General features: G+C 67.4%; 16 protein-coding genes. 11 read left to right on the forward strand and 5 right to left on the reverse strand.

What is annotated here, in order from left to right; genetic code table 11:
* Positions 1-25: 25 nt before the first annotated feature.
* Positions 26-358 (forward strand): DUF7882 family protein, encoded by a 333-nt coding sequence (locus M1D46_RS06105; protein WP_456286939.1) that lies wholly within the window; start codon positions 26-28, stop codon positions 356-358.
* 266 nt (positions 359-624) lie between these two features.
* Here M1D46_RS06105 and M1D46_RS06110 read toward each other — a convergent pair whose 3' ends face one another.
* Entirely contained in the window at positions 625-1590 is a 966-nt protein-coding gene (locus M1D46_RS06110) for a helix-turn-helix transcriptional regulator (protein ID WP_456286940.1), read from the reverse strand.
* A gap of 62 nt (positions 1591-1652) precedes the next feature.
* Here M1D46_RS06110 and M1D46_RS06115 point away from each other — a divergent pair, with 62 nt between their 5' ends.
* The 4 genes from M1D46_RS06115 (at position 1653) to M1D46_RS06130 (ending at position 6260) form a co-directional block, all read left to right on the forward strand.
* A complete protein-coding gene (locus tag M1D46_RS06115) occupies positions 1653-2789 on the forward strand; it encodes an epoxide hydrolase family protein (RefSeq protein WP_456286941.1) in 1137 nt (378 codons plus the stop codon).
* Positions 2790-3243: 454 nt separating this feature from the next.
* A complete protein-coding gene (locus M1D46_RS06120) occupies positions 3244-4416 on the forward strand; it encodes a sensor histidine kinase (RefSeq protein WP_456286942.1) in 1173 nt (390 codons plus the stop codon).
* Complete coding sequence (locus tag M1D46_RS06125) at positions 4413-5081, forward strand: response regulator (protein WP_456286943.1); 669 nt, start codon at positions 4413-4415, stop codon at positions 5079-5081. The genes M1D46_RS06120 and M1D46_RS06125 overlap by 4 nt, the downstream gene beginning before the upstream one ends.
* A 57-nt stretch (positions 5082-5138) precedes the next feature.
* Positions 5139-6260 carry a hypothetical protein gene (locus M1D46_RS06130; protein ID WP_456286944.1) on the forward strand — a complete coding sequence of 374 codons (1122 nt, stop codon included), beginning with the start codon at positions 5139-5141 and terminating at the stop codon, positions 6258-6260.
* 621 nt (positions 6261-6881) lie between these two features.
* On the opposite strand, the gene M1D46_RS06135 is transcribed toward M1D46_RS06130, so the two are convergent.
* On the reverse strand, positions 6882-8282 hold the full coding sequence (locus tag M1D46_RS06135; RefSeq protein WP_456286945.1) for a D-alanyl-D-alanine carboxypeptidase family protein: 1401 nt from the start codon (positions 8280-8282) through the stop codon (positions 6882-6884).
* Between the two features lie 85 nt (positions 8283-8367).
* A complete protein-coding gene (locus M1D46_RS06140; protein ID WP_456286946.1) occupies positions 8368-9036 on the reverse strand; it encodes a GntR family transcriptional regulator in 669 nt (222 codons plus the stop codon).
* A gap of 231 nt (positions 9037-9267) precedes the next feature.
* On the opposite strand from M1D46_RS06140, the gene M1D46_RS06145 reads away from it, so the two are divergent.
* Both M1D46_RS06145 and M1D46_RS06150 read left to right on the forward strand, forming a co-directional pair.
* The gene (locus tag M1D46_RS06145) at positions 9268-10785 is read left to right on the forward strand and encodes an MFS transporter (RefSeq protein ID WP_456286947.1); all 1518 of its coding nucleotides are present in this window, start codon (positions 9268-9270) and stop codon (positions 10783-10785) included.
* Positions 10786-10816: 31 nt separating this feature from the next.
* Positions 10817-11146: a carboxymuconolactone decarboxylase family protein gene (locus M1D46_RS06150; RefSeq protein ID WP_456286948.1), complete on the forward strand. Its 330-nt coding sequence runs from the start codon at positions 10817-10819 to the stop codon at positions 11144-11146.
* A 228-nt stretch (positions 11147-11374) separates the two neighbouring features.
* On the opposite strand, the gene M1D46_RS06155 is transcribed toward M1D46_RS06150, so the two are convergent.
* Positions 11375-13330 carry a hypothetical protein gene (locus M1D46_RS06155; protein WP_456286949.1) on the reverse strand — a complete coding sequence of 652 codons (1956 nt, stop codon included), beginning with the start codon at positions 13328-13330 and terminating at the stop codon, positions 11375-11377.
* Positions 13331-14222: 892 nt separating this feature from the next.
* On the opposite strand from M1D46_RS06155, the gene M1D46_RS06160 reads away from it, so the two are divergent.
* Complete coding sequence (locus tag M1D46_RS06160) at positions 14223-15194, forward strand: glycosyltransferase (protein WP_456285262.1); 972 nt, start codon at positions 14223-14225, stop codon at positions 15192-15194.
* Positions 15195-15229: 35 nt separating this feature from the next.
* Positions 15230-17284: a polysaccharide pyruvyl transferase family protein gene (locus M1D46_RS06165; protein WP_456286950.1), complete on the forward strand. Its 2055-nt coding sequence runs from the start codon at positions 15230-15232 to the stop codon at positions 17282-17284.
* A gap of 36 nt (positions 17285-17320) precedes the next feature.
* Here M1D46_RS06165 and M1D46_RS06170 read toward each other — a convergent pair whose 3' ends face one another.
* Positions 17321-18097, reverse strand: coding sequence for a polysaccharide pyruvyl transferase family protein (locus M1D46_RS06170; RefSeq protein WP_456284713.1), 777 nt, complete (start codon positions 18095-18097; stop codon positions 17321-17323).
* A gap of 255 nt (positions 18098-18352) precedes the next feature.
* Here M1D46_RS06170 and M1D46_RS06175 point away from each other — a divergent pair, with 255 nt between their 5' ends.
* Together M1D46_RS06175 and M1D46_RS06180 are read left to right on the forward strand one after the other, a co-directional pair.
* The gene (locus M1D46_RS06175) at positions 18353-19549 is read left to right on the forward strand and encodes a hypothetical protein (protein WP_456286951.1); all 1197 of its coding nucleotides are present in this window, start codon (positions 18353-18355) and stop codon (positions 19547-19549) included.
* A gap of 30 nt (positions 19550-19579) precedes the next feature.
* Positions 19580-20707, forward strand: coding sequence for a glycosyltransferase family 4 protein (locus M1D46_RS06180; RefSeq protein WP_456286952.1), 1128 nt, complete (start codon positions 19580-19582; stop codon positions 20705-20707).
* The last annotated feature ends 111 nt before the right edge of the window (positions 20708-20818 follow it).

Below are 20818 nucleotides of genomic sequence, written 5' to 3' on the forward strand. Positions count from 1 at the left end.
AGGTCGACGAACGAGGGGGCACGTCATGGGCAGGATCTTCTACGGCACGAGCGACCAGGCGATCGAGATCGAGGACCGGATCCTCGCGCACGTCCAGGCCGTCGTGATCACCAAGCTGCGGCGCGGGGAGTCGTTCTCCCTCACCTGCCGCGCGGCGGATGGCTCGCGCGAGACGGTGTGGGTGAACTCCGCGATCCCGATTCGCATCGTCCTCGAAGATGAGACGGATGGCCGGCTCGACAGGGAGCTGCTCGTGCAGCTCGTTGAGGCGGCGAACTCGAACCGCGGGCTCGATGTGACCGAGCTCATGGCGGAGCCGGGGCCCGCGCAGCGCCGGAATCTGTCGCGCGCCGCCTGAAGGGGCAGGCACCTGCGTCCGGTGGGGGAGCCGGACACGGGGGATGGCGCGCAGCGCACCTGACCGAGAGGAGACGGGTCGAACGCCGGGGGACGTTCGGCCCGTTTCGCATGTCCGGATGGTGCGGGCTCAGGACGCACTCTCCCCTGTCGTTGAGCGAGGGAGCGCCAGCGCACTCTCCCCGGTCGTTGAGCGAGGGAGCGCCAGCGACCGAGTCGAAACGCAGTTCCTCCAGAGCTCACCCCGTTTCGTCTCCCTTCGCGCGCTCAACGACCAGAAAGCGCGCCGCCCGCCGCTCGCTGGAGTCGCGCGGCGAGCCGTTCGAGCGCCGCGACGACCTCGTCACCCTCGAGCACCTCGATGTCCGCGCCGAGCTGCGTCAGCGAGAGCGCGAGCCGGTCGGGGTCGTTCGAGCCGAGTTCGAAGCGGCACGTGCTCTCGTCGATCTCCTCGATCTCGATCGGGATGGGGATCCGTGCGGCGACCTCGGCGGCCGGTGCATGCACGACCACGCGCGCGCGGTACGTCCAGGTCGACCGCGCGACGCGGCGCACGACGAAGTTCACGACCTCCTCCTCGGGGATGACCCGCGGTCGGAACCGCGCGCCCGTCGGCGCGTGCGGCACCATCCGATCGACCCGGAAGATGCGCCAGTCGTCGCGGGCGAGATCCCAAGCGAGCAGGTACCAGAGCGGCCCCCAGTTCACGAGCCGCTGCGGCTCGACGTGGCGCGGCTCGGTGCGGCCGTCGTGCGTCGTGTATCCGAAGCGCAGCCGCTCATGGCTGCGGATGGCCGCCGCGACGGCGCCGAGCACGGGGAGCTCGACCGGGCCGCCCGGATCGGGCACGGCGCTCGTCGCCGCGCGCACGGCCTCGACGCGCCGGCGCAGGTGCGACGGCAGCACCTGCTCGAGCTTCGCGAGGGCGGTGAGGGATGTCTCCTCGACGCCGACGCCCCGCGTTGCGATCGCGCCGAGCCCCAGCGCGACGGCGACCGCCTCGTCGTCGTCGAGGAGGAGCGGCGGCATCGCCGTGCCGGCGGCGAGGCGGTACCCACCCGAGACGCCCGGGCGCGCGTGGACCGGATAGCCGAGCGCGCGCAGGCGGCCGACGTCGGCGCGCACGGTCCGCGTGCTCACGCCGAGGCGCTCCGAGAGCGCCGAGCTCGTCCAGTCGCGTCGCGCCTGAAGGAGTGAGAGCAGCTCGAGCAGGCGGGCCGAGGTCTCCAGCATGCCTCGATCATCCTCCGAATCGCGGAAGCTCATCGTCCGCATTGCCTGGAAGCGTCGATGTCATGACTGAAAGCACAGCTCTCACCCCCTTCCGCATCGACATCCCGCAGGCCGACCTCGACGATCTCCGTGATCGGCTCGCGCGCACGCGCTGGCCGCACCCGGTGCCGGGTCGCGACGACCCGCATGACTTCAGCCGAGGCATCCCTCTCCCGTACCTCCGCGAGCTCGCGGAGTACTGGCGCGACGGGTTCGACTGGCGTGCGCAGGAGGCTCGGCTCAACGAGCTCGAGCAGCTGACGACCGTCGTCGACGGCCAGACCTTCCACGTCGTGCACGTGCGGTCGTCCGACCCCGCCGCCACGCCGCTGCTCCTGAATCACGGATGGCCGGGCTCGTTCATCGAGTACGAGCGGATCATCCCGATGCTCGCCGACGACTTCCACCTCGTGATCGCCTCGCCGCCCGGGTTCGGCTTCTCGACTCCGCTCTCGGGCACCGGATGGGAGCTCGCGCGGACGACGGATGGCTTCGCCGAGATCATGACGAGGCTCGGCTACGAGCGGTTCGCGGTCCACGGCACCGACATCGGCTCCGGCGTCGCCGGCCGTCTCGCCGCGGTCTACCCCGAGCGGGTGATCGGCATGCACCTCGGCATCGATCGAGCGGTGCTCGGGCTCGTGGGTGCGGTCTTCCCGCGACCCGACGGGCTGTCGGAGGCCGAGGCTGCGGAGCTCGACGCGATCCTGGCGGCGAGCGCTGCGGAGCGCGGCTACCTCGAGATGCACAACCACCGCCCCGACACGATCGGTGCGGCGCTGACCGACTCGCCCGTGGGGCTCCTCGCCTGGATCGGGGAGAAGTTCAAGGTGCGGTCGGGCGACGGGTACGGCGCGCCGGTGGTGGATCGCGACCAGCTCCTCGCTGACGTGAGCCTGTACTGGTTCACCCGCGGCGGCGCATCGAGCGCGCAGTTCTACTACGAGGGCGCGCACTCCGGGGTGATGCCGCTCATGGGCGGCCCGGTGCCCTCGGCCTGGGCGGCGTTCGACACGCACCCGCTGCTGCGACGCACGATGGATCCGGCGAACCGCATCGAGCACTGGAGCGACTTCACTGAGGGAGGGCACTTCCCCGCGATGGATGCGCCGGAGCTGCTCGCCGCGGACCTGCGGACGTTCCTCCGCGGGCTCGCCTGAGGGTTGCTCGGCCGCCCCTGGCTGTTCAGGTCGCAGTTGCGGCCCCTAAACGCGGGGTTGAGGACGGTTTTTGCGACCTGGGCAGTTGGGTCGGGTGTTCGGGTCGCAGTTCCGGCCGCTAAACGTCGGTTGGGGGACGGTTTTTGCGACCTGAGTGTGGGCTGGGCTGTTCGGGTCGCAGTTTCGGTCCCAAAACGCCGGTTAGCGGCCGGTTTTTGCGACCTGAGCGATTGCTCTTCCCCGGTCGTTGAGCGAGGGAGCGCCAGCGACCGAGACGAAACGTGGTGACGGTTCTTCGGGTTCGGCGGCGTTTCGACTCGCTTCGCTCGCTCAACGCCCGGGGAGACGGCACCCGCCCGCTCCACATCCCGAAGCGGCACTCATCACCCCACCCCCGCCGCCCTCACCCGCGCGGGGGAGGCGCGGCGGGGGCGGGGCGCGGCACGATGGAGCCGTGACCGCATCCGACGCCGACCGTCGCGGGCCGCTCGTCGCGGCGGCGCTCCTGTGCGCGATCGCCCTGCCGATGACGATCGCGATGCTCGTGCAGCTCGTCGCGCCCGTGCAGGGCGGGGCGTGGGCGACGTGGATCGGCGCACTCGCGGTCGTGCTGCACGCGGCCGCCTTCGCATCGCCGTGGCTGCCGCGGATGGCGTTTGCCGTCGGGGCGGCGGTGATGCTCGCACTCGCTCTCATGGCCGACGCCGGAACGTCGAGCGCCGCCCTCGTGCCGTCGGCGGTGGCGTTCCTCCTGCTCGAGTGGCAGGTCGCGTCGACCCAGGGGCGTGCGACGGCCGTCGCGGCGCTGGTCGTCGGCATCGTCGGCGCGTTCGTCATCACGGGCGTCGACGTCGTCTCGACGCGGCAGGCCGACCCGGCGCTCATCGCCTTCGAGGTCATCGCGCTCGCAGCGGTCGCGAGCGCCGCGTGGGTGCTCGGAAGGTCGGCGCGGCGACGCCGCATCGCGACGGCCGAGCGCGAGCGGCAGCAGGTGCGGGATGCTCTCGCCGCCGAGCGCGCGCGGATCGGGCGCGACCTGCACGACGTCGTGTCGCACTCGCTCACGGTCATGATCGCCCAGGCCGAGGCGGCGCGCGTGCTCACGAGCGAGCCGCGCGCGGCGGATGCCCTCGCCCGCGTGGCCGACACCGGGCGCTCGGCGATGCAGGGGCTGCGCGGGATGCTCCGGGTGCTCGACGAGGCGGATGCGGGGCGGAGCGCGCTCGACGAGACCGCGCCCGCGCCGGATCTCGCGTCGCTCGCCGCTCTCGTCGCCGGCGCGGGCTCATCCGATCACCGCCTCTCGTTCATCGAGACGGGGCATCCGCGCCCGCTCGCGCCCGACGCTCAGCTCGCGCTGTACCGCGCCGCGCAGGAGGCGATCACCAACGTCGTGCGCCACGTGCGTCCGCCGGTCGAGGTGCGCGTCGAGCTCGCATGGGGAGAACAGGATGTGCGCCTCACGGTCGCGGATGACGGCGGCGCCGGCCCGCGCGACGATCCGGGCGGCGGCACGGGACTCATCGGGATGGCCGAGCGTGTGCGCCAGGCGGGCGGCGTGCTCGAGGTGCGCAGGGGAGCGGGATGGACGGTGCAGGTGACGATGCCGGTGGAGCAGGGCGCATGATCCGGGTGCTGCTCGCCGATGATCAGGAGCTCCTGCGCGACGCGCTCACGACCATCCTCGGCGCGGACGCGCGCCTCGAGATCGTCGGGGGAGTGGCGGATGGCGCGGCCGCGGTCGAGTACGTGCGTGCGCACGACGTCGACGTGGTGCTGATGGATGTGCGGATGCCCGGGATGGACGGGATCCGCGCGACCGAGGAGGTGCGGCGGGTACGGCCGTTGACGCGCGTGCTCGTGCTGACGACGTTCGACGTCGACGAGTACGTGTTCGGCGCCATCCGGGCAGGGGCGAGCGGGTTCCTCACGAAGGACGCGCGGCCCGACGCGCTCGTCGACGCGATCGTGCGGGTGGCCGCGGGCGACGCCGTCATGGCGCCGCGGGCCACGGCGCTCCTGCTGCAGCACGTGCGCAGGCAGGCGGCTCCGGCAGGCGGCGACCCGCTTGCCGTGCTCAGCCCGCGCGAGCGCGAGGTCGCCTTGCTGCTCGCACGCGGGGCGTCGAACGACGAGATCGGGCGCGCGCTGTACCTCACCGGCAACACGGTCAAGACGCACGTGAAGGCGATCCTCGCGAAGCTCGGCCTCGCGGATCGGATCCAGGTCGTCATCTGGGCGTACGAGCACGGCGTCGTCGAGCCGGGCGCTCAGCCTCACCCGCGCGGGTGATCCGTCCCGCTCTCGCGGGCGAAGCGCGGCACGGAGTCTCCGCGCGACCGTGGAGCCATGGACATTCGCACGCAGATTCCCAACCCGGCTCCGACCATCCGCCCGCCCGCGTCGCGCCCGCTGACGTCGGTCGGTGTCGCGCTCGCGACCGCGGCGCTCGCCGCCGCGGGGGTGTGGCTCGTCGCTCCCGACGCCGGCCCGTTCGCGGCGGGCGGCACTCCGCTCGAGCAGCTGCTCGGCGGGCCCGCGCCGTTCGCGTCCTTCGCGGCGGGCGCCATCCTCGCGCTCGCGGGAGTGCTCGCGCTCGCCGCGGGGCTCGCCTCGCTCGCCGGATGGCGGTCGCTCGACCGCGCGGCACCCGCGCTCGCGCTCATCGCGTCGCTCGCCGTCGCGCTCGGCCTCGTCGGATTCGACGGCATCGTCATCGCGGGGTACACGCTCGCGACCCTCGTGCCGATCGGCGTCGTCGTGGTGATCGCCCTCCTCGCGCGGCGGCGTCCGCTCGCGGCGGTCGCGCTCGCGGTGCCCGTCGTGGCTGTTGTCGTGCTCGCGGTGACGGGGGTGTTCCCGATCGGGATGTTCTACGGCCGGTTCACCGAGGCCGCCCTCGACGATCCGGTCCGCTTCGTCGGGGCGCTCGGGCTCACCCTGTTCGCCGGAGTCTGGATGGTCTGGGCCGCGACCTCGACGGCGGCCGCGCTCCCGCGCATGGGCGCGTTCGTGCAGCGGCATCGCGTGGTGATCACGGTGCTCGCGGCGCTGTGCCCCGCGCCGTACGTCGTCGCGCGTCTGACCTGGCTCACGCCGTGGCCGCTCTTCGGAGGCGACCTCGAAGCCTTCGCGGAGCACCCCGACATGTTCGTGACGGGGCTGCTGCTCGGGGCGGCGATGCTGCTCGGAGCCGTGCTCACGCTCGGCCTCGTGCTGCCGTGGGGCGAGCGTGCGCCGCTGTGGGTGCCCGGCATCGGCGGACGGCCGGTGCCGATCGCGCTCGCCGTCGTGCCGGCGCTCTCGGTCGCGGTGCTCTTCGCGGCAGGCGGCGTGCAGGAGTTGGGGCTGATCGTCTCGGGGCAGCTGCACGGCGCGAGCGCGCTCGTGCTGCCGTTCTGGGCGTGGGGTCCGCTGCTCGCGCTCGCGACGTGGGGGTATGCGCGGAAGCGGATGGGCGAGGTGCGGTGAGCGGGGGCGTCGGCGTCCTGCCCCGGTCGTTGAGCGAGGGGCGTGGCTGTCTTCCCCCCGGTCGTTGAGCGAGGGAGCGCCGGTGCCTCCCCCGGTCGTTGAGCGAGGGAGCGCCAGCGACCGAGTCGAAACGTGGTGACCGTTCTTTGGCGGCGTTTCGTCTCGCTTCGCTCGCTCAACGTCCGGAAGGGGCTTCGTTCGCTCAACCTCCCGAGCGGGAGTGCCGCTACCTCCCTCCGGTCGTTGAGCGAGGGAGCGCCAGCGACCGAGACGAAACGTGGTGACCGTTCTTCGGCGGCGTTTCGTCTCGCTTCGCTCGCTCAACGTCCGGAAGGGCTTTGCTCGCTCAACGTCCGGAAGGGGCTTCGTTCGCTCAACCTGCCGAGCGGGAGTGCCGCTACCTCCCCCCCCCGGTCGTTGAGCGAGGGAGCGCCAGCGACCGAGACGAAACGTGGTGACCGTTCTTCGGCGGCGTTTCGTCTCGCTTCGCTCGCTCAACGACCGGAAGGGGCACCAGCTCGCTCAACGCCCGGAAGGGGCACCAGCTCGCTCAACGCCCGGAAGGAGCGCCGACGTCGCCGGAGGTGCATCCAGTCTGCTGCGGGCAAGGGAGCTCCCGCCTCACCGGTACTCCGGCGCAGCCGGGAGCCCGAAGAACGCCTCGAGCGAGTGGTATCCGCCGTCGTGGTAGACCCGCGCGAGGTCGGCGCCGATGTACCGCAGATGCCACGGCTCCGCGTTGTACCCGGTTGTGCCGGTCTGGCCCGACTCGTAGCGCACGATCCACCCATACCGCCAGGAGTTCTCGCGCACCCAGCGCTCCTGGGCGGTGCCGGCGAAGCTGTACAGCGAGCCGCATCCGCCGCCGCACGAGACGACATCCGCGGCGAGGCCGAGCTGGTGCTCGCTGTAGCCCGGCCGGGCCGCGAGGCGCTCGCCCTGCTCCTGGCCGAGCGTCTCGACCTGGTAGCGGTGGATGCCCGCCTGGGTGCCGTACGAGCGGTAGCCGCTCGTCAGCGCGATGGGGCCGGCGCCCGATGCGGCGACGTCGCGCTGCAGCTGCTCGAACGATCCGACGGCGTCGGAGCGGATGCCGCCGTCGACGAGAGAGCCGGATGGCACGGTGAGGGACGAGGGGACGTAGTCGAGCGGAGACACGGGGCGCTGCTTGTTCACGACGACCCACGGCAGCGCCGGGTCGTCGAGCGGCACGCACGCCGCGCGGCCGTCGGCGATCGCATCGCGCAGCGCGCCCGCCCCGCCGAAGAGCTGCGTGATGCGCCCCGCGTCGTGGGCTGCGAGCGCTGCGGGCATGTCGGGCGACTGGCAGCCGACGCGCGGTGCGGGGTTACCCGTGATCGGAGGCGACGCCGCCCCCGACGTGGGCGCGTACATCGCGACGCCCTCGTACGTCCAGTTGCGGTCGCTCGAGCGCAGCTTCTGGGCCTCGTCGGCGTTGGCGGTGTAGAAGTGCTTCTCGAAGCCCGGGCTCCAGAACCGGTGGACCGCGACGGTCCCCTCGGTCTGCTGCGCTGCGGCGCAGAACCGCACACCCTCGTACGTCCAGTTGCGGTCGGTGCGGCGCACCTCGTCGGCCTCGGCCGCGTTCATCGTGTAGAAGTGCGACGTGTAGGCGGATGACCAGAACCGGTGCACGGGCGAGGTCCCGGCCGGGCAGGAGCCCGACGCGAGCGGCCAGACCCGGAAGTCCGTTCCCTCGTACGTCCAGTTGCCGTCCTTGCTGTGCAGGCCCTGCGCCTCGGCGTGGTCGAGCGTGTAGAAGTGGGCGTTCTCGTAGCCCTGACTCCAGAACCGGTAGATCGGGCGGCTCGAGCTCGGGTCGGGCGAGGCGCTCGCCGCGGCGGCGGGCGCGACCGTCACGCTCGGCGCGACCGCGGCCATCCCGCCGAGCAGGATGGCGGCCGCGAGTCCGCTCGCGAGCCTGCGGATCGCGGAACCCGGCTTCCGCCCTCGTGCACGTGCTCGCCCCAGCGCTGCGCGCGCCATCCCCCCGGAAGTCATGATCCCGATCGTACCGACGGGCCGACGGCGGAGGGGAACGGAGCGACCCGGGCACCCGAGCGGATGGCGCGGGCCGGCTGCGGCGCTACGGTGCGCCTTCCTCGACGGCGGGGCGGCAGTCGGCGAAGGCCGCGGGCAGGAAGAAATCCTGCAGGTGCGTCGCCACCTCGGCGCCGTCGCCGGCCTCGAACGCCCGCTTCAGCTGCGAGATGGTGGGAGCCATGTCGATGTCTTGGCTCGGGCCCATGCGCACGACGTGCCCGACGTGGAACAGCAGCGTGATCCGGGCAGCATTCCATGCCTCGAGAAGGTGCTCGTTCTCGGCGGCGCGCGCGAGCGTGCTGACGAAGCGGGTCGAGCTCAGGAGCAGGTCGCGTGGTTCGGCCGCTGAGGCCAGGTTCGCCAGCTCGGCGGACGCAGCCGCGTGCATCGTCGTGCCGGCGAGCTTCGGGATGGCGACCCGCGCGACGCCGCCTGCGAGATAGGCGGCGAACTCCGCGGCCGCCTTCGTCGATGCCGGCGTGACCGGGGCGACGCGCGTCCAGCGGCTGGCTTCGACATCCACGAGCCCGAGCGGAACGAGGCGTCGGATGGCCTCGCGCACGGGCATGCGCGAGATGCCGAGCTCCTGCGCGATCTCCGCGAGCTCGAGGGCCTCGCCGGGGGAGTAGCGCCCCTCGCAGATCTCACGCGCGAGATGCTGGAACACGTTGTCGGTCAGCGACTCCGTGTGGGCGCGGATACGCGGCTGCATCACATCGACTCCTTCGCAGTCGCACTCGGGTGTGGGACTGAAGGTACGGGCCCTGCGAGCCTTCGCGCGCGGGGTTGTTAGGGTACGAACATATTGGCATAATCCCCGGCGCCGGGAGCGGGAGGTCGTCAGTCGCGCTCCCTTCATTCTGTGCGGAATACCCTAGGGGGGTATGGTGTCAGGTACGGAGTCCACCCGACCCCGAAGCCGAACCCCGAGGAAAGCGCCTGCATGACCACCCCCTCCCGCACATCCGCTCCCCGTCCCGCTGACGTGCAGTCGAGCCGGAGATTCCTCGTCCCGATGCTCGTCGTCTCCGGCGGGCAGCTCCTCATCGTCCTCAACGACGTCATCGCGAACGTCGGGCTGCCGGCCATCCAAGCCGATCTCGGCATGTCTCCCGCGGCGATGCCTTGGGTGGTGAACGCCTACATCCTCCTGTTCGGCGCGCTGCTGCTATTCGGCGGACGACTCGGCGACCAGTACGGACGCCGCCGTCTGCTGCGCATCGGGCTCGTCGTCTTCATCGCCGGGGCGCTGATCGCGGGTCTGTCCACGAGCGGCACCATGGTCATCCTCGCGCGCGTTCTTCAGGGCATCGGAGCAGCTCTGACTGCGCCGAACGTGCTCGCGTCGATCAACTCGACGTTCCCAGCGGGAAAGCAGCGCAACACGGCGCTCGCCCTGTACGGCGCGATGTCCGGCCTGGGCGTCGCAGTCGGACTCCTCGTCGGCGGCGTGCTCACGGGCACGCTCGGATGGAACTGGATGTTCTACCTCAACATCCCGATCGGTCTCCTGCTTCTCGCGGGCACGAGGTCGCTCGTCGAAGCCGAGCGGCACCAGGGGCGGATCGACATCGCCGGCGCGGTGCTCGGCACGGGCGCGATGGCTTCCCTCGTCTACGCGATCACGCGCGGAGGCGAGCACGGATGGGCCGACCCGACGACCCTCGCGTTCCTCGCCGCAGCGGCCATCCTGCTGCTCGTCTTCCTCGTGGTGCAGTCGAAGATGAAGGATCCGATGCTGCCGCTGCGGGTGTTCCGGAACCGCAATCGCGCCGGAGCGTACGTCGGGATGCTCATGGTCTCGTTCGGCCCGCTCGGCATGTTCTACCTGCTCAACCTCTACCTGCAGTACGTCCTCGACTTCGACCCCCTGCAGACGGGCCTCGCCTGGCTGCCCTTTGCGGTCGGCATCGTCTTCGGGGCGGGAATCAGCGCGAAGCTCGCGGCAGCGATCGCGCCGCGCTGGATCATCGGCGCGGGCATGCTCATCGCCGCCGGCGGTCTCTTCTCGCTCACCTTCATCGGCACGAGCACGTCGTACTGGGGGCACCTCCTGCCGGCGATCCTCGCCACGGCGTTCGGGTTCGCGCTCAACTTCGTGCCGCTGACGTCGGCCGCGGTGAGCAGTGCTGCTCCGGCAGACACGGGAATCGCGTCGGCCCTTCTCAACGCAGGCCAGCAGATCGGAACGGCTCTCGGCATGGCCGTGACCTCGAGCATCGCGGTCGCCGTCACTGCGGGCGACCTGCCCGACGCGCTCGCCCGTCTGACGCAGGGGCGCCGGGATGGCGACTCGACCATCGTCGCGGAGGCATCAGAGGCGCTCGTCCACGGCTACACCGCCGCGCTCGCCGTCGGCGCGATCTCACTCGTCGTTGCGGCGGTCGTGACCGCGATCGTCGTCAACGGCGCGAAGCCCGCTCCGACCACGTCTGACCAACTCTCGAGCGAAGCCGCCTGAACGGACAACTCACCCCAGGAAAGGAAACAAGGTGCACTCCCACAACGACGAAGCGACGTTCATGGCCGACATCAAGGAGGGCGCGCCCGAGATGGTCTCGGCCTTCTTCGGGTTCGACAAGGCCGTATTCAGCAAGAACAGCGGCAACCTCGACCTCGCCACGAGGGAGCTGATCGCGGTCGGTGTCGCTGTGACCACGCAGTGCCCGTTCTGCATCGAGGATCACGCCAAGCGCGCGGTCCGGGCGGGCGCGTCCAAGGCCGATGTCGCCGAAGCCGTCATGGTCGCCGCTGCGCTCCGCGCCGGCGGCGGCGTGACCCACGGCTGGAAGGCGATGAAGGCGATCGCCGAGAGCGAGTGAGTCGCGTGGCGCTCGGGTGCTGCCGCCCGAAGCAGAACTCCCGCCTGCTGAATCACAGGCGGGAGTTCGCGCGTCCAGGAGGTGATGCGGGACGGAGGAGCAGCCGTCACGGCGGCTTCCTCCCGCACCTAGACTGGCCCTCGTTTCCGCTCTCGCTCAGGGCATCGGCGCAGAGCCCCGCATGAGCGGCGGACGCGCACCGAGCCACTGCCACCAGGGCTTGAAGACCTATCGTTCGCGGGGGCCGCCCGGCACCTCGCGCGAAGTGGGAAGATCACCGCCGTCCAACCCGTAGAACATGCGCGGCGCGCCGTCCAGCTCGATCGTGACTGTCCCGGTCGCAACCGGCAGACTACGTGAGCGGCCGATCGTGTCCACTTCGGTGACGGTTCCTCGCCTCGCTTTCACTCGGATCTTCTTCTTCGTCTTCCACGTCTCCACCCACGGCTCGGGCGTCGGGTAGAACCCTCCATCTCGTTGCGCTTCAGTGTTCAGCTCATAACCATCCGCGCGAGACCACATGATCGCGAGCGGACCGCGGGGCGTGGTGAACTCAAGACCCCAGAGCGTCTCATCTTCAAAGCGAATCCAGCGATTGAAGATGGCGCCGTCCAGGTGCTCGGCTGCGGCTGCGTAGGCGAGTAGGGATGGCTTCGGACTGAGATCTCGGAGGACCAGTCCGAAATGGTGTTCACGATCGTTCGGTCGCGCTCCATGCTGATTTGCTCGAATGTTGTCGTATAGCTGAAACCACAACATCGATGTGACGTCGAGTGACAGAGCGAGCGCGGCGCTAAGAAGTACGTTCTCGGCCGCGTGCCGGTATGAGTCATCCCACCAGGCGTTCGGCCGAGTGCACGCGTAGACCTCGGTGAGCCACAGCTCCATTCCAGGCGCGTGGTCGGATATGAGGCCCTGCGCTTCCTTCAACGCCCCGAAATAGCTCCATGAGTGGTCTTTGCCGTCCTTCACTCGTCGCGCATCTGGCGCCCAGTCCGGGGTTACGTTGCTCCGACCGGGGTGGAGATTGAATCCGTCGACGAGATCCGCAAGCCCAGCACGAAAGAGCTCACGGGCATATGGCACGTCCATGCCGGCGAGGCCTACGGCGATCAGCTTCATCTTGCTTTTTCGTTGAACCATCGCCCGTTTGAAGGGACGCACCCAGTTTTCGACGTACTCCTGCGCGCCGTCACCTGTGAAGGGGCCTCGCCCCCAGCGGTTGAGTTCGTTTCCGAGCTCGTATGCGGTGGAGTGGCCGGCCTCCGCGACGTCAAGTTCTGACGCGATGTACGCCTTCAGTCGTTTTGGATCATCCACGTATGCGTCGAGAGATGGCGGCGTTCGCACGCGATGCTGCGAGAATCCGTGAGCTTTGAGCTGTTTTCGTGTGAAGTAGATATGCCTACTTCTGCGTACTCCAATCCGGCGCAGGAGCAGCCGTTCCTCTGGGGAATCGAATATGTATGCTGCGGCGATGCCGAACATTGAACTGGCTGCATCGTCCGAGTAGTCGTGCGGCGGGAGCACCGCGACGTTCGTACGTTGGTATGCGATGTCAGTCCCCGAGGTGACTGTCACCTCGAGGAAAACAATGCCTCTCGAAGTCAACCGAATCGGCACTGTGAGCGATGCGTCTTCTCCGGTGCCAAGCGCAAGATCACGACTGCCGCTCGTGATCGTCTCACCATCGAAGTCGCGCCCGATCCAGTCGATGTGGACGACGCGCGGTTTCGCGCCGTTGTATACGGTCGCGTGAACCGGGAGAGCATCGCCCGGCGTCTCCCAGATGTTGTACGGCGTGTCTGTCCGGAGATCGACTGAGAGCGCTCGACGACCGGCCTCGGCAGCCATTATGGAGGCATTCGAATCACCGCGAACCACGATGTGCGCGCTCGCCCGGAGAGTGCCATCACCCTGCTCCTCCGGCTGAAGGTGCAGGGCACGATTGTCTCGCCAGTCGGTTTTCGTGCGGTCCGCAACTATCCCGATCTTGAGAGGCCCGTGATCCTGCACGTATACGAAGGTGCCCTCAGCCTGGTATGGGATGCCACCCCGTTCGTCTCGTTGCCAGTCAAATACTCCGTGGGCTGATTCGACAACGGGCCCATGAGTGAAGGACTCCCTCAGCAGCATTCCATGTCGCGGGTCCAGATCCCCGTCGCTCCGGAAGTCGAACGTCACATCGACGACCCTGCCTGCGGGGGCGAAGATCGCGGTCGCTTGCGAGGACGAACCCTTTGGACTTGCATAATCGACGACGAGTGCGGCCCGGCCGTCCGCCGTGGTACCGCGACGGACCCGCCCAGCGCTGAACGTCACATCCCGGAAACGGAACCCGCGGAAGCGCTGGAGAGGAGAGCCGTCCGCTGCGCAGAGGAGGACAGCGGCGGTCTTGCCTTCTGCTCTCAGAGAGAACCCACTGGCTTGAACTTCAGGGGTTGGGGGCGCGCCGGGATCCGCCGCGATGAGCGATCGCGCTGAAGGTGCTTGCCCGAAGCCGTACAGCACCATCGATGTGCCGAGCACGCCGAAGAACCCGCCCGCGAGAAGTTGCCTTCGGCTGACCTTGCTCCGTGACGGCGTCTGCGCTGAGGGCGTCTCGTCCCCGCGCTCACTCTTGTCTCTCAGAAGGTTGTCTCTCCTTCGATCTTGGGCTTCAGGCTGCTTCGGTGGTCAGGCTGGGCAGATGCGAGGTTAGTGAGGAACGATGGTAGTGAGGGTGGCTTCAAAGAATCCGCTGCGCAGGGGGGTTTTTCTTGATCCGGGTGCATCCTCGGAAACAGCAAGAACCTTCATCTTGGCCTCCGCCAGGCATCCTCGCCTTCCAGGAGAAGCGCTTGTACTTCCGGCCTGAGCCCCGATTCCACGCGGCCGACTCTAATCGATCCCCGTCGCGGAGCCGGTGAGCTCCGGTCTTGGCTCAAGGTGCTTTGATACCCTTCAGTCTTGTGGTTGCCGTCCACGCGGCCCCGAACACCCGGTTAGGTCAGGAATGACAGCGACTCGAATACTCCACGTCACACAGGTCTACGCCGGCGGAATCAGTAGGGCGATCGCTTCGCTCGTGGATCTGATGCCCGAGGCTGAGCACCACCTCCTGTGGGCTGGCAACGAGAGTCCCGATCCTCGGATCGCGTACGCGAGCCTCCATCAGATGCCACAGTCTCCGAGGAAGGCAGCCGCGGCGATCAGGCGCGTGCGCGAGGCCGTCCAAGCGGTGAAGCCCGATGTCGTGCACGCGCATTCGTCGTTCGCCGGCGTCTACACGAGACTCGCCCGTCTGGACGTGCCCGTGTTCTACGAACCCCACTGCTATAAGTTCGACGATGGTGAGCAACATCGGGCGATGCGCGCCTCCTTTCGCATGGCCGAGAAGATTCTCGCCCGTCGTTCTGCGTGCACCGTCGTGCTTTCACCACACGAAGAAGCGCTGGCGAAATCGCTCGACCGTCAGGCGCGGACGCACTTCCTTCCTAACGTCGCGACGGTCTCGCCCTCGGAGGCGCATCCATCGGTGAGCTTCGACTCCGGTAGGAACGTCTTCATGGTCGGGCGTCTCACCGGTCAGAAGGATCCCGACTACTTTGCCGCCGTAGCTCGGCGGGTCAAGGCCGTCGCTCCTGACGTCACATTCAGGTGGGTAGGTGACGTTCACGGTCAGGATGATGGCGTAGGTGAGGGCATGCGGAAACGCCTCATCGACGCGGGAGTCGAGGTGCTTGGTTGGCTGGTCGGGGATGCGCTCGCGAGGGAATTGAGCAGGCCGGGCCTTTACTTCCACTCTGCGCACTACGAGGGCTTCCCGCTCAGCCTCCTCGATGCAGCCGCGTTCGAACATCCCCTCGCTGTTCGATCCATTCCGACGTTTGACGGGTTGGATATCCCGGCGGCGCGGAGCGCTGATGACGCGGCCGACCTTATCCTCGACATTCTCGATGGAGGTCAGGCCCGGCCGCGTGCAGTCGAGGCGGCGCGGCACCTCAACCGCACAATGAACCATGACGCTCAGCGAGACGCCCTGCGCGCTCTGTACGCGACCGTCTGATTGTTGCGCGCTTACTTAGAAGGAGAGTTGTCAGGATGAGTTCACGAACGGTGAGAGTGCTCGAATCGGTAGCGGCGCCCGGCCCCTCGATCAAGTACATCGACCAGGTCGTGAGACTCGCGCCCGGCACTGTCGAGTTCAATTACTTCAATTGGGCTCGCGCTCTGCTAGGCAGGTACGACGTGTTGCACGTGCACTGGCCGGAATTTCTGATCCGGTCGCGTCGAACGCCCGTCCGGATGCTCAAGCGTACTCTTTTCCGACTGCTCTTATTGCGCATTCGCGCCTTCTCGATCCCCGTGGTACGAACGCAGCATAATCCTGCACCCCATGACCAAGGCGACGCTGAGGAACAACGCCTGCTGGCGCGCATGGACACGCTAGTCACGACTCGCGTGTTCTTGGATGCAGCGACAGTGGACGCGCGTGACGGCGAGATTACGCGGGTGATCTCACATGGGCATTATCGGGACCAGTTCGGGGACTTCCAGCGGAACGACCCGGAAGCAGGGCGCTTGCTCTTCTTTGGAAGGATCGAACCCTACAAGCGTGTTCCCAGCTTGATTGATGCATTCGAGGGAGCAGCGCGCGCCGGAGACGAACTTCGGATCGTCGGCCGCCCGTCGCTCGCGGCAGTAAGAGAGGACATCGAGAAGCGCGCGGACTCGTGGACGAGGAGTGACGCTGGTGTGGTCCTGCGCCTCGAGCATGTACCGGACGAGGACATGGTTGCGGAAGTCACCTCAGCGGAAGCAGTTGTGCTTCCCTACCGCGAAATGCATAACTCGGGGGTCGTGTTGGTTGCCCTTTCGCTTGAACGTCCGGTAATTGTTCCCGCGTCGCCGACCAACGAGAGCATCGCGGACGAAGTGGGTCCGGGCTGGGTGATCCAGTACGAGGGGGAATTCGACGCCGCAAAACTTGCGGACTGTCTCGCCCGAGTGCGGGGAACGTCACGGTCAGAGGTCAACCTCTCCGCGCGCGACTGGAGCGCTGTCGCCGGAGCCTACGCGGACGCCTTCCATGACGCCGCGCGACGCAGACGCCGGCCGCGCGTTTATGTCAACGCCGGCGGTCAGCGTGACAACATCGGCGACTCCCTGCTTCGACGGGCGTACCTCGACGCGCTGCGTCCGTTGGGGGAGCTGCATGTCTATGTAGGCCCCGACGACGACTATACGTCCGGGCTCGGCCTCCGCGCCGAGGACGTCTCGTATGCGTCACCTCGAAAGTGGCTTGTTCGTGCCCTTTGCGGCGCCCTCGCGGGTTCAATGATCGCGTTCAACACCGGTGAGGTAGTCGGGACACCAGAGGAGGGAAAGAAGGGCACGTGGCAGCTGGTAGTCGCGGCGCTCGCTAAGTTGAGGGGCAGCCGAACGATCGTCGCGGGGGTGAGCCTCCGTCCTGGAACATCGGTCGAGCACACGCACCTTCGGCCGATCGCGGACTCTGCGGCATACCTCTCCTGGCGCGACGAGTGGTCTCGCGACCAACTCGGTAAGGGCGGCGAGATCCAGCCAGACTGGGCGTACTCGCTTGGAACCGATCCGTCTGGTTGGGCCGCAGGCAGCGATCGAGATGTCCTCGCTATCGCGATGCGTGGGGATCGGCCAACGCCTCCGGATGCTTGGTTCGACGCGGTCAAGGCCACGGCGTCAGTTTTGAATCTCCGAACGGTTGTTGTCGTGCAAGTGCGTCGTGACCGAGAGCGAGCGTATGAGCTCGCGAGTCGCTTGAACGCAGATATCCTCGAGTGGAACGAAGAGAATCACAAGACGCAAGAAGCGAAGGTGCGAACCCTCTATTCCCGCTCCGCGGCCATCGTGAGCGACCGTATTCACGCACTCATCGTCGGCTTCACGGAAGGAGCGGTCCCGCTCGGGTTCAGCACCGGTTCGGTCGACAAGGTGGTTAGGTCCTTGAAGCCGGGGACGTCGGCATATCGCCTAGTCGTGAGCGCCGACGACGCAGACAGTGGGCGGTGGGTTGACGCGATCAATCGCAGGGAATTGCTCGCCTCTGACCTGCTCCAAGCGCGCCGGGAGATCGCCGGGGTCGCATCTGCTTTGGTTAAGCTCGAACGACGCTGAATCGCCACCTTCGGAACGCGCTTACGCGATGTGGAATCAGTTCCAAAGATCGCGGGGAAAGGCAGCGACGAGTGCCTCAGCATCGAAGTCAATCGGGCGCTCCCCACCCAGGTTGAGTGCTTCCTCGACAGAACCCGCCGCACGGTAGGAACTGCGTCCGGTGCCGGCGTAGTAGTCCAAGTACTTGAAGGCTGGCTCGGCTCCGGGTTCGATGAGCCGAGCGGGGATACCGAAGGCTTCTGCGAGAGCGATGCCGTGCAGCGAAGAGCCACAGACGAAGTCGCTCTGGGCGATTTGCTCGATGACCGTGAACGGATCCTGAAGGGGGTCGATTACATTTGGCCCGGTCATCGCGCCGCGGTCGTGGAAGTTGGGAACCACGCTCACAGCGCGTCGCGGCACCGAGGAGTTCCTTCGGTATTCCTCGAGCGGCCAGAACCGTGGCCAGAGCAGTGCGGGATCTCCGTAAACCTCGGGCACGGCAGTTCCGCGATCGAGGAGCGCACGCCGCGTGTGCGGGCCCCGCACCGCACGGACGTCGATGTCGGGCGCCGCACCGGCGTCCATAGATTTTCCGTTCACTCCCGTCCCCCAGACCGTGTCGCCTGAGCGCGTGAGTTTCATGATCGACCCCACCGCGACGAGCCGCCGCCGCTCGGTCGGCTCGGTCAGGCCGAACTCGGCAACGAGCCGTTCCACGATGATCGGGCCGATGAGGTCCCCGAAGTTGTTCAGTCGCTTGCGCGGAAGGACACGGCCTACCGGGCCCGGTCGGCGCCTAAGGGGATTGAAATGAACGACTTCGACCGGCATAGGGCGATTCCTCTCGGGCGGCCTCGGTGGTTCGCAACGCGATGTGACGAGAGCGACGTTACGGATCCTGCCAATGGTTGCGGATCCTGCCAATGAACGGCGTCCAGCCTACAGGCGGGCGTTTCCAGCGCAGCCTACTAGGCTCTCCTCGTGGCGGACCTCGCATAGCGAGCGAGTGTCGGCAAGGCGACGGCCGCCGCCACGAGCTACAGGGCGCGCCTGTGAGGGGGACTCAAGATCTGGCAAGGAGGAAGTTTGGAGCAGGGTATCTTGCGCCGTGACCTTGCCGCTCAGCGGCGAAGATCCCGCAGAGCCAATGTCAAACGGCGAGGTGAGCGTCTCTTCTACGGCGCTGTTGTCGGTGGCTTCCTTCTCGGGCTCGTGATTACGGCGTGGCGAGACGAAATTCTGCCCGCGCAGTTCCACCGTGACGCGACCCGAATCTTCAACATCGCGAGTGGCAGCGTCCCAGACTTCACCGATCGGTCGTACACGCCAGTCGGAATCGCCTACCGGTGGCTGGGGCTGGGAAACAACCCGGATGCGGCGGCATTCGCCGGCTATCTGTTCGCCTGTCTGGTGATCGGAGTCGCACTGCTGCGTGTCCGCAGGCGAACTGCGAGTGTCGCTGTCGCCACGTTCATTGTCGCCGCGTTCGCCCTGTCGGGCGTATATCTGGGGCAGTACTCGAAGGATGTCTTCGTTCTCGTTCCGGTGATGTTATTGCTAATCCTGCCTCGTCGCCTGTGGTGGGACGTGCTGGCCGTCCTCGCGATGGCGGGATACGCATATCTCTTCCGAGACTACTGGTACCTTGTTGCCGCCTCATTTGCCGCGTATCGAGTAATCACAATCTGGCAGGCTCGGCTTCGATACCTTCTTTTCGGTGGAGCCGTCGCTGCCGTCGGAATTGGTCTGATCTTCTACGTACTTCTCGGCGTTGACCCCAATCATTACCGGACGGCGGTGCAGGGACATCTCGACGCGAACACGCTCATCATCCCGGTCGAGCCGGTATCGCAGCCGTTCGGTGGCGCCATCGATGTTTTCGTGAACTACTGGCTCCTGTACGCGCCGATACTCTTGCCGTTGACGGCGTCTTTGCCTTACCTCGCGGTCAGCTTGGCGTTCGTATTCGTGAAGCTCCTGCCGCTAGCGGCCGCTCGCTCTGCTGTACGCTGGCCGGCCCCTCGAAGTCGCGACGGTGTTCTCTTGCGTCGCGCTATCTCCCTGATGCTGGCTCTGGGTGTCGTACAGGCAGTCTTTGAGCCCGATTATGGCTCGGCGTTGCGTCACTTCACGCCTCTGCTGGCCCTCGCGATCGTGCTGATGCAGGCATCCCGAGCAGGGAGTCTTCGCGAGGGCAAGTCGGTGCCATTGAGTTGGTCGGGCCGTGCCGCGTCGCCTGCGCGCCCATCGGCTTCCGAAACTGAATCGCCCCGTCAGGGCTGAGCACGTTGGACCACCGAGGATTGGAAAAAGATGCCCACGGGAACAAACGGATCGAGTAAGCCCGTAACGCTCCTTTGGATGGAGTCGACCCGAGTCGGGTCAGCCGCACGCACCCACATGGACGGCACGCGGGAGCGGCTGAAAGCGGCTGGAATTCCGGTTCGGGCAGAGTTCTATTCGGAAGCGACCAGCGAGGGGCCCTATGAAAAGCTCAAGAGGCTGTTCGGCCTCGTCAAGAAGGCACGCGCCGCAGCCCACGAGGGCGTTCTCGTCACACGTTGGCACCCGTTCTTGGCGTTCGTAGCGCCTCGTTGGAAGCGGGCCGGAGGGCGAGTTCTGCTTCTGGTTCAGGGGAACGACGATTCCACCTACGAGACGAACCCGTGGCTACGAAGGGTACCGGGCATTCGCCGATTGATGACGAAGAGCCTCGAGATGGGATCCTTCGTGCTCTGCGTCAACAAGGGACTAGCCGAGTGGGTCGCCGAGGAGCGGTCGAGCGCAGCACGCGTGCCCATCGAAGTCATGCCGAGCGGCGTCTCGGACGTGTTCTTCGATGCAAAGCCTAAGGATGTTGGTGAGCCGTACGTGCTGTTCTTCGGCGGGCTCGCACCGTGGCAAGGAATCGACTACATGTTGGAGGCACACCGCTCCGAGGAGTGGCCCGCGGGGTTGAAGCTCCTTGTTATTGGTGACGGCGCGAAGGCCGATGCAGTCCGCGCGGCACAAGATTCAACCCTCACGTGGCTCGGCCCGAAGCCCCCTGCAGAACTCGCCGAGTACGTGGCCGGCGCCGTCGTCACGCTGTGCCCGAAATCGAACACGGGCTCTATGGCGAACGTCACAACTCCTTTCAAGATCCTGGAGTCCGTCGCTGCGGGCGTGCCGGTCATCGCTACCGACATTCCCGCCCAGGTTGACATGCTCGCGGAGGGCTACGGGATGCTCGTGCGTGCCGACGAACCAGCTGATCTCGCTCGAGCCGTTGCTCGCATCCACGAGTCTCCGGAACTTCGAGCGGGGTTGGTGGGAAGTGCGCGCGCGTTCTCTCCACGGTGTCGATGGGCCTACGCGGCGCCGCAACTCGCCGCCGCCATCAGCGTCCTCCAGCGGGAGATCGCCACCACGGACGCCGCGCGCCGACCAAGGCTCCGCTGAATCGCGGTGGAGGGACGAGCCAGCAGACTGCAGGCAGCGATGATGCAGGAGAGCTCGATTCTGGCGATCGCGGTGCGCCGGACCCTTCGCGCTTCTCGACTACCCTGATCA

This window comes from Microbacterium sp. JZ70 (assembly GCF_053903225.1).